This is a genomic window from Mesorhizobium sp. M7D.F.Ca.US.004.03.1.1, assembly GCF_003998635.1.
Taxonomy (GTDB): domain Bacteria; phylum Pseudomonadota; class Alphaproteobacteria; order Rhizobiales; family Rhizobiaceae; genus Mesorhizobium; species Mesorhizobium loti.
In genome coordinates, this window is sequence record NZ_RZQG01000145.1 from 1 (window position 1) to 9,677 (window position 9,677).

A 9,677-nucleotide genomic window follows, 5' to 3' on the forward strand; every position below is an offset into this window, starting at 1 on the left:
CCCAACATCCATATCGGCTCGTTCTATTTCACACCGGAACTGGCGCTGCTTGCCGGCAACCTGTTCGCCTATGCGGCAGGCCCCAAGGGACGCTTCGTGCTGACCCTGGAGCGCATCGAGCAATCGGCCGTCGACAGCTTTGACTTCGTCTTCCGGTCGCCGCGCAAGCTCGCCTTTGAGGCCGGCCAGTATCTCGAATGGACGCTTGGCCTCAATCATGCCGACAATCGCGGCAATCGCCGTTTTTTCACGGTTGCATCAGCGCCTACGGAGGAAACGGTACGCCTCGGGGTCAAGTTCTATCCGCAATCAAGCGCCTTCAAGCGTGAATTGATGACCATGAAGCCAGGCAGCACGATCCACGCGGCGCAGTTGGCCGGCAACTTCACGCTGCCCGCCAGGAGCGAAACCAAGATCGCTTTCCTGGCCGGAGGCATCGGCATCACCCCGTTCCGCTCGATGCTGCAATATCTACTCGACCGCAAGGAGCGGCGACCGATCGTTATCCTCTACGGAACAGAGAGACGGCAGGACATCGCTTATCGCGACGTGCTTGGCGCGGCCAGGCAGGAACTTGGTATCAAGACGGTCCACGCTGTGGCGAGCGGTGGCGAGCGCGGGCAGTATCCCGGATACATCGACGAGCGCCTTATACGTCTGACCATACCCGACTACCTTGAGCGCACTTTCTACATTTCCGGCCCGCAGGCGATGGTCAAGGCGCTGCGTCAGAAACTGCTGGCCATGGGCGTTCGCCGCTCAAAGATAAAGGTCGACTACTTCCCAGGTTTTGCCTGAAGCACGCTCAACTGTGTCGCGGCAAGGAAATGGTCACGACTAGACCCGGATCGGCGTTGGCCATGGCAAGGCATCCGCCATAGGCTTCAACGATGTCGGAAACGATGGCCAGGCCAAGGCCGCTACTCCCGCCCTTGCTGTCGAGTTGGACGCCTCGCGACAAGGCGGATTCGCGATCCGCATCCGGTATCCCGGGTCCGTCATCGGTTACAGTGATAATCACTTCGCCAGCGGCCAAGGATGCATCGACACTGACTGACGATTTTGCGTAGCGCGCGGCGTTCTCGACCAGATTACCCAGAATTTCAGACAGGTCGCCTTCGTCGATTGGCGCCGTCAGATCCTCCGCGACGTCCATCTTGAATGAAAGCTGCTTGCCGCGTGGCATACGCTTGACGACTGCAATGACACCAGCCGCGACCTCCGATACAAGGCAGGATGCCTTGCCGGAGACGCCTGGCGCGAGGCGCGCGCGCGCCAGCTCCCGCTCGACATGGCGCCGGATCGCTCCAGCGCTCTTCTCGATCTCGTCGGCCAGATCCGTCTCGCCTTTCTTGCGCAAGGCACGGATGTCAGCCGACAGCACTTGCAGCGGCGTCTTGAGGCCGTGCGCCAGATCGGTGGCGCGCGAACGGGCCCGAGCAAGAGCCTTCTCCTGGGCATCGAGAAGACGGTTGATTTCATCCGCGAGCGGCTGCACCTCGTTTGGTGCTACCACATCGAGCCGTGCCGCTCGCTGTGCGATCACGCTTCCGACGGCGACCCGCAAGGTCTCCAACGGCGCAAGACCGATGGTGATCTGGATGAAAAACGCGGCCATGAGAGCCACAGCAAGCATCAGGAGGGCCGGAGCAAGATCGCGAACATATTCGCTTACAGACACCTCAACGGTTCGATGATCCTCCGCCACGACCGCGCGAAAGGACCGACCTCCAGCGTCGATGATTGTACGCTCGACCGCAATGCTGAGTTCTCCGCCAGGGCCCGTGAACTCCTCGACCGTTCGCAGCTCACCACTTGCGCTCCGGGCAGGCAGGACCAGCTTGGCGTCCCACAAAGATCGTGAGCGCTCGAGACCGCCGGTGGCGATGTCTTCGACCTGCCAGTAGTAACCGGACAGCGGATTGGCGAAGCGCGGGTCGGTGAGCACCGGGGCTACCACCAGGTGACCGTCGCTTGTGAAGGTTGTTGCGCCGATCAACTCATTGAGGTCGACCGTCAGCTCGCCCACAACGCGCCGCTCGACATGAAGTTCGAACAGATAGCGCAAGCCGGCGCCGGCTATGGCGAGCGCGACAAGAATCGAGATCGTTGCCGCCAGCCACAGCCTGAAGCGGATCGAGTTGCCCATCAGGCGGGATCATCGGGCATCAGATACCCGAAGCCGCGCCGCGTTTCGATGATATCGCTGCCAAGCTTCCGTCGCAGCCGCGCAACGATGACCTCGATCGTGTTCGGATCGCGGTCATTCCCTGAATCGTACAAATGCTCGGCAAGTTCGGTCGGCGCCACCACTCGACCGGCGTGATGCATCAGAAACGCCAGTAGCCGGTATTCCAGAGGTGAAAGAGAAATGGGAACGCCACGGAGCGAGATACGCATCTGGCGCGTATCCAGAAGCAACGGCCCGGACTTCAATACGGGTGCCGACTGCCCGGCCGAGCGCCGCAGGATTGCCCGCAATCGGGCGAGCAGTTCTTCCATCTCAAAGGGCTTGGGGAGATAGTCGTCAGCACCAGAATTGATGCCATCCACGCGTTCCGTCCACATACCCCTTGCGGTCAGGATGAGAACTGGAAACCGGCGCGCGTTGGCCCGCCAGCGCTTCAAGACCGTAAGACCATCGAGTTTGGGGAGGCCGAGATCCAGAATGGCGGCATCATAGTTCTCCACATCACCAGCGAACCAGGCAGCTTCACCATCCCGCACGATATCGACCGCCATTCCGGACGCCTTGAGGGCAGTCGCGATATCGGCTGCTATGCGGGGCTCGTCCTCGGCCAGCAGTACCTTCATCAGTCGCCCTCCCCGTCGCGCATGATGACACCGGCACCAGCGTCGACGTCGACAGTCTTTCGCCGGCCATCGGCGTCGACGACCTGGAACCGGTAAACCCATTTGTTGGCCTTGCGGATGAGATCGACTGCGACGATGTCGCCTGGAGCCTGCGCACGAACGATATCGAGGATATTGGAAAGGCCCCTTATTTCGCCATGCTCGTACAGATCCCGCGCCCGGTCGTGGTCACCATCGTCGTCCTCGTCTGCGCGCGCGCAGAGTGGCTGGGCCAGGACAAGCCCGGCCAAGCCTGCCATTGCCAGGCGCTTTAGAATGGCTCTCATGAACGGTGCATGTCGCACGTCGAAGCTTTCAATCTGCTGTCAATCGTCCTCAGCCGCCAGCAAGCAAAGGTTCTCTATCAGGATCGTCGCGTCCAATCATGGCCGCGCCGAGAAGGATATCGAAACCATGCGCAATTCCATGCTTCTGCTAGCAGTGCTCGCGGGCCTGGCGAGCTTTGCCCTGCCCGCGACCGCTGAATCCGACGAGGGGTCGTGCGGAGCACCATCCTCGGTAGCGCCCGCCGGGCCGATCGACCTCGAGGCCATACCGATGCAGGACACGACCACCCGTAAGGCCATCAAAGGTGTTGGCGATGACGAGTGCGGAGACAACCACGTCCTCGGCAGAGCCGCTTTCGGCGGCGAGGACGAGGGCGACGCTCTTGGAGACGACGACTAAACCTTCCAACGGCGGTTCGCGACATTCATCGATGTCGCCGCGCCGCAGACGCCGCCCACCCACCGAACACCTCGTCCTGCAAGGCCGCGTGCTTTTGGCCTGACCTACGGAGATTTTCTTATCATGATACCAGTCCAGCATATTCATCCCATGCTCGTGCATTTTCCCATTGTCCTCATCTACACGCTGGCGGCAATCGACCTTGTGGCGCTTGCTCGCGGCAACGCGGTGACAAGGCGTTCTGGCGCGGGGACGATTTCTACTTTTGTCGCACTCGCAGCCGGGGCTTTCGCCATTGGAACCTGGTTCTATGGCGGACTCGCTCTCGATCATGCAGAAGCGGCCGGCTTCAGCAGCGACATAGCGGAGATTCACGAGAGTCTTGGCGGCATCACGGCCTTCGCCTTTCTGATTTGGGGCGGCGTCAGGCTCGCCTTGTGGGTCCGCAATCGCGAGCTGGGGCCAGTGGCCATCGCCGTTCCTGTGATCGAAATCGCAGGGGCAGTGCTTGTAACCACTACAGCATACTACGGTGGCCTGCTGGTCTACGATCTCGGTGTGAATGTCTCCAGGGCCGCAATGGGCGGCTAACGTGTCGGATTGACTTGCGGACCGACGATGGGCTGGTCTCACGGCCTTTCGATGGCCCACGGTGGGCTGTATGGTTGCATTTCTTGCCATGCCCGGAGTCTCACTCATGAGCAATTCTTTGGGCATGGGTCGGACGGGGTACGGTTCTATTGGCGGTGGCTCGCCCTGCTCTCGATCGATACGAGTGTCTGCTCTCATGATCAAAGAACCAGCGCTTGGTTACCTCCGAGGCCAACAGATAGAGCGTGGTGATCGCGACGAGTCCGACAAGCACGTGCAGCGGCAGCGGCACAAAGCCGAAGCGCGCCGCTGCGGGCACGTAAGGTATGATGATCGCAACAGCTGCCACTGCGAGCGTAAGCCATGCAAGCAGGAGGCTAGGACGGCTCGCCCAGAACGCCTTGTGCGTGCGCACGATGAGCACGATGGCTAGCTCCGTCAGCAGTGACTCGACGAACCATCCGGTCTGGAAGGCAGCCGCTGTCGCATGTGCAACAAGCAGCAAGAAAGCGAAGGTTGCGAAGTCGAATAGCGAACTGACCAAGCCAAAGCCGATCATGAATCGCCTGACAAAACCGATGTCCCAGCGGCGCGGTCGGCGCAGCTGGTCTGCGTCGACATTGTCGCCGGCGATAGCCAGCGAGGGAATGTCTGACAGGAAGTTGTTAAGCAGTATCTGCGCCGCCAGCAGCGGTAGGAAGGGCAGGAACAGCGAGGCGACAGCCATGCTGATCATGTTCCCGAAATTGGCGCTGGTCGTGATGGAGATATATTTCATCGTGTTGGCGAACGTCTTGCGGCCGTCGTCAACACCGCGCACCAGTACGCCCAAATCCTGTTTGAGAAGGATAATGTCGGCAGCCTCGCGGGCGACATCGACTGCGGTGTCGACGGAGATGCCGATGTCGGCCTCGTGCAAAGCAGGCGCATCGTTGATGCCATCGCCCAGATAACCGACGACATGGCCGCGGCTCCGGAACGCCTGAACGATGCGCTCCTTCTGGTTGGGATCGATTTCGACGAAGAGATCGGTGTGCTGCACGCTTGCGAAAAGCGCGCTCTTCGTCAGCTTCGACAGGTTCTCACCGGTCATGATCCTGTCAGCTCGCAAGCCGACCGCGTCGGCGAGATGCGCAGCGACGTAACGGTTGTCGCCCGAAATGACCTTTACCGCGATGCCACGGTGGGCGAGCGCTGCAAGCGTCTCCCTGACGCCTTCCTTTGGCGGGTCGAGGAAAAGCAGGAAGCCCGCGAAGGCGAGATCGATCTCATCTTTTCTGCCAAATGCATTCCGGCTTTCAAACCGACGGATTGCCACGCCTAGAACGCGGTAGCCGTCCGCGCTCCAGCGCCGGAATTTCTCATCGATTGCCGCACGGTGCGTCTCATCGAGGGGCTCCAGCCCTTTCGCCGTACGGACAAAGCTGCAGATTTCGAGGACGTTTTGTACGGCGCCCTTCGTGATCAGGAGATCGTCGGCATCCTTGGTCCGGACAACAACGGATAGCCGCTTGCGGATGAAATCGTAGGGGATCTCGTCGACCTTCGTGAAGCCGGCCAATGACGCGCCCTGACCCGGCACGCCAGCGATCGCTTCGTCCAGAGGGTTCTTCAGTCCGGTCTGCATGGTCGCGTTGAGACGTGCCCAAAGCAGGATATCCGTCGACGGATTGCCATCGACATCGAGCCATCCATCCAGGTGGATGATGCCTTCGGTCAATGTCCCGGTCTTGTCGGTGCAAAGCAGGTCCATGCTGCCCAAATTCTCGATGGCATCGAGACGGCGCACGATGACGCCATTGGCCGCCATCGCCCGGGCACCTCGAGCAAGCGTCACGCTAATGATCGCCGGAAGAAGTTCCGGAGTGAGGCCAACCGCGAGTGCCAGCGAAAACAGCAGTGATTCAATCAGCGGTCGATGGAGCATCAGGTTGGCGAAGAACACCAGGATGACAATCGCCAGCATGATCTCGGTCATCAGATAGCCGAACAGCCTAATACCCTGGGCAAACCCTGTTTCGGGAATTTGTCGCTCCAAGGCCGCGGCGATGGATGCAAATTCGGTGCTGGTGCCGGTGGCTACCGCAAGCACGGTTGCAGTGCCACTGCGGACCGATGTGCCGGTGAAGACCGCGTTGGTGCGCTGTGCGAGGGAAGCCTCTGGCAACGCCCGTCCTGGTGCCTTCACGACAGGAAAGGTTTCACCGGTCAGCACGGCCTCGCTGACATTGAAATCGCGTGCGTCCAGGATGATACCGTCCGCGGGAATGAGGTTTCCGGCGGAAAGCCGGATCACATCGCCCGGCACGATATCTTCGGCAGCAACCGAGCACTCAATACCATCACGCAGCACGACAGCCTTGCGCGAAATGCGCTGTTTCAGCGCTTCCGTAGCACGCGACGCGCCGTACTCCTGGGTAAAGCTGAGGATACAGCTTGCCAGCACGATCGCACCGATGATTACAGCCTCCTGCCCCTCGCCGACGAAAGCCGACACGGTGGCCGCGAAAATAAGGATCAGGACCAGTGGGCTGCGGAATTGCCGGACAAAGACGGTCAACGCCGACGTGCCGGACCGCGAAGCCGGAGTGTTTTGGCCGAACTTTGCAAGCCTGGATGCAGCCTCGGAAGTGGCAAGGCCCAAGGCAGACGTCTTGAGGCGTCGCAGGAGGTCATTGGTCTCGATCGACCAATAGGCACCACCGTCGGGGACGGGTCGCTGGTCAACTTCGCCGGGTACGATACGAGAGATCATCAATACGACATGAAGCGGTTGATGCCGCTTTCCTCGATCAGCGAGCGCGTGACCCCGCCGAACGCCCATTCCCGCAGACGGCTGTGCCCATAGGCACCCGAGACGATCAGGTCCGCATGGATCGACCGCGCAAATGTCAGCAACCGGTTGCCGTCAGCCTCGCCGGCAATCAATTCGGTTCGGGACTTGATGCCATGGTGTTCGAGAAAAACCGCGACATCGGCGAGGCTGTCGCGGATGCTCTCGTCGCGGTCGGTATCTATTGTGGCAACGACCACTTCGTTAGCCGTGACCAAGAAAGGCAATGCATCTGCTATCGCCCGCCGCGCCTCCCTGGTGTCCTTCCAGGCAACCAGCACGGTTTTTGCAAGGACGTGTTCGACATTGTTTGCAGTGACCAAGATCGGACGGCCGGCACCGAGTGCCAGACTGCCGATATCGACGGCGCGAAACACATTGTCTCCTGCCTCACCGGTAACGATGAGGTCGGCCGCTCGGGCCGAAACGCTCAGGAAGCGAGTTGGGCTGCAAACGGCTTGCCCCCATTCGCTGAAGATCGAAGCCGGAACCAATCGCTCGAATTCGGCACGCAGTTCGGCAAGCCGCTTTTCGATTTCCGTGCGCTGGATCTGCATGATCTCGCCTTCGTAAACCATGCCGTCGCCTGTCGCGACCAGTGGCGGGACATCCGCTGCCGCCAGACCGATGAGACGGGCGCCAAACCGTTCCGCGAGCTCGATCCCCAATCTCACCATGGCCGCCGGAGGTGCATCTACCGCGAGGTTCACGATAATCGACTTGTAGGACATTGCAGGCGCCTTTCACTGGAACCGTCGAATACGCGATGAATTGCATTCGCCAGCGCCCGAGGCTTTGATGCACGTCAAGGAACCAGCCAATTGCATCCGCATGCGAAAACGTCGGCCTCGATCCGTTTTGCGTGTATGGAGAGAAGTGATAGTTAGCCCCGGTAGCACCGTCTCGAACCCAGGAACTTTAGGTGATCAAAGACGAAGCGCTCAGTTTGTCACCCGGCGGGACGACACTGAAATCACTGTTGTCTCAAATGTTCGATCAGGCTCCCGGCTTTATAGCGCTGCTGCGCGAGCCAGGTCACATTTTCGAGCTGACCAATGCCGCCTACCAGCGATTGACTGGCCACAGGCAAGTGATTGGAAAGTCAGTGCGGGACGCCTTTCCCGAGCTCGAAGGGAATGAGTTTTTCGAACATCTGGACCATGTGTACACGACCGGCGAGCCCTACATCGGCCACGGGGTGAAGGTTGGCCTTCGCAACACAGCTGACGGCCCAGTCGAAGAGCGCATCCTTGATTTTGTCTATCAGCCAGTCAAGGCTGACGATGGCCGTATCACCGCGATCTTCATTGAAGGTACTGATGTCAGCGAACTCTCCTTTGCGAACGCAGCACTTCGGCTGCGTGAGGACCATTTGCGGTCGATCCTGGCAACAGTGCCGGACGCGATGGTCGTCATCGACGAGCAAGGTGGGATTCAATCCTTTAGCACCGCTGCCGAAGCGCTGTTCGGCTACCAGTCAGGCGAAGTCATCGGTCAAAACGTGAAAATGCTGATGCCCTCGCCCTACCGCGACGAGCATGACGCCTATCTGCTTCGCTACCTGACGACGGGAGAGCGCCGGATCATCGGGCTCGGCCGCACTGTGACCGGGGCACGCAAGGATGGCACGACTTTCCCGATGGAGCTTTCCGTCGGCGAGATGAATCCTGGAACCGGGCGCTTCTTTACCGGCTTCTGCCGCGACCTGACCGAGCGCCACAGGGCGGAAGCGCGAATCCAGGAACAGCAGCTGGAACTGCTCCACATGGCACGATTCACCGCGCTCGGCGAAATGGCTTCGACGCTTGCACATGAGATCAACCAGCCGCTCACCGCCATCACGAACTACCTCAAGGGCAGCCGCCGACTGCTCGAGAAGAGCTCTGATGAGCACGCGCCGATGCTGCGTGAGGCCGTCGAAAAGGCCGCCGAGCAGGCTTTGCGCGCCGGAGATGTCATCCGACACCTCAGGGATTTCGTCGCGAGAGGCGAGAGCGAGCGTCAGGTCGAGCATCTGCCGGTGCTGATCGAGGAAGCCTCCTCACTTGCTTTGGTCGGTGCACGGGAAATCGATATGCGCGTCAGCTACAAGCTTGATCCCGCCGCCGAACTGGTCCTGACTGACCGCATCCAGATTCAGCAGGTTCTGCTGAATTTGATGCGCAACGCGGTGGAGGCCATGCAAGGTGTACCGCGTCGCGAATTGCACGTCATGACCGTAGCCCGGAATGACGGGATGGCCGAGGTAAGCGTAATCGATACGGGTACAGGGATTGCGCCGGAAGTCTCGGCCCAGCTTTTCCAACCCTTTGTCACCACCAAGAAGCAGGGTATGGGTGTCGGTCTTTCCATTTGTCGTACCATCGTCGAGTCGCATGGCGGCCACATCTGGGCAGAAGCCGTTCCCGGCGGAGGGACGGCTTTCCGCTTCACCTTGCGCATCGTTGAAAGGGAAGAGGTTGCCAATGGCCGGTAACGATGTCGTGCATGTGGTCGACGACGATGTGGACGTCCGCAAATCGCTTGGCTTTCTTCTGGGAACGGCCGACTTCGCCGTGCGCCTGCACGAATCGGCCACCGCCTTTCTGTCCACGGCGACAGGCCAGATCGACGGTTGCATCGTGACCGACGTGCGTATGCCTGGCATTGACGGCATCGAGTTCCTGCGCCAACTCAGAATGCGCTCCCATACACTTCCGGTGATCGTCATGAC

Annotated in this window: 10 protein-coding genes; 5 read left to right on the top strand and 5 right to left on the bottom strand. The window is 60.2% G+C overall.

Features of this window, described 5'->3' with window-relative positions:
• On the top strand, positions 1 to 798 hold a 798-nt coding region (locus EN935_RS11310), incomplete at its 5' end, for a ferredoxin--NADP reductase (protein WP_164771083.1).
• 7 nt (positions 799 to 805) lie between these two features.
• On the opposite strand, the gene EN935_RS11315 is transcribed toward EN935_RS11310, so the two are convergent.
• The 3 genes from EN935_RS11315 to EN935_RS11325 are packed head-to-tail and all read right to left on the bottom strand — an operon-like array spanning position 806 to position 3,113.
• Entirely contained in the window at positions 806 to 2,149 is a 1,344-nt protein-coding gene (locus EN935_RS11315) for a HAMP domain-containing sensor histidine kinase (protein WP_109672846.1), read from the bottom strand.
• The gene (locus EN935_RS11320; RefSeq protein ID WP_109672844.1) at positions 2,149 to 2,814 is read right to left on the bottom strand and encodes a response regulator transcription factor; all 666 of its coding nucleotides are present in this window, start codon (positions 2,812 to 2,814) and stop codon (positions 2,149 to 2,151) included. The genes EN935_RS11315 and EN935_RS11320 overlap by 1 nt, the downstream gene beginning before the upstream one ends.
• Complete coding sequence (locus EN935_RS11325) at positions 2,814 to 3,113, bottom strand: PepSY domain-containing protein (RefSeq protein WP_245463027.1); 300 nt, start codon at positions 3,111 to 3,113, stop codon at positions 2,814 to 2,816. The genes EN935_RS11320 and EN935_RS11325 overlap by 1 nt, the downstream gene beginning before the upstream one ends.
• A gap of 16 nt (positions 3,114 to 3,129) precedes the next feature.
• Between EN935_RS11325 and EN935_RS11330 the strand changes: the two genes are divergently transcribed.
• Entirely contained in the window at positions 3,130 to 3,540 is a 411-nt protein-coding gene (locus EN935_RS11330; RefSeq protein ID WP_127264847.1) for a hypothetical protein, read from the top strand.
• 150 nt (positions 3,541 to 3,690) lie between these two features.
• Positions 3,691 to 4,131 carry a DUF2231 domain-containing protein gene (locus EN935_RS11335; RefSeq protein WP_245488922.1) on the top strand — a complete coding sequence of 147 codons (441 nt, stop codon included), beginning with the start codon at positions 3,691 to 3,693 and terminating at the stop codon, positions 4,129 to 4,131.
• Positions 4,132 to 4,231: 100 nt separating this feature from the next.
• On the opposite strand, the gene mgtA is transcribed toward EN935_RS11335, so the two are convergent.
• On the bottom strand, positions 4,232 to 6,955 hold the full coding sequence (gene mgtA, locus EN935_RS11340; protein WP_164771084.1) for a magnesium-translocating P-type ATPase: 2,724 nt from the start codon (positions 6,953 to 6,955) through the stop codon (positions 4,232 to 4,234).
• The gene (locus EN935_RS11345) at positions 6,886 to 7,695 is read right to left on the bottom strand and encodes a universal stress protein (RefSeq protein WP_127373321.1); all 810 of its coding nucleotides are present in this window, start codon (positions 7,693 to 7,695) and stop codon (positions 6,886 to 6,888) included. The genes mgtA and EN935_RS11345 overlap by 70 nt, the downstream gene beginning before the upstream one ends.
• A 191-nt stretch (positions 7,696 to 7,886) precedes the next feature.
• Here EN935_RS11345 and EN935_RS11350 point away from each other — a divergent pair, with 191 nt between their 5' ends.
• Together EN935_RS11350 and EN935_RS11355 are read left to right on the top strand one after the other, a co-directional pair.
• Positions 7,887 to 9,440: a PAS domain S-box protein gene (locus EN935_RS11350; RefSeq protein WP_109668967.1), complete on the top strand. Its 1,554-nt coding sequence runs from the start codon at positions 7,887 to 7,889 to the stop codon at positions 9,438 to 9,440.
• On the top strand, positions 9,430 to 9,677 hold a 248-nt coding region (locus EN935_RS11355; RefSeq protein ID WP_127373322.1), incomplete at its 3' end, for a response regulator. The genes EN935_RS11350 and EN935_RS11355, both read left to right, overlap by 11 nt.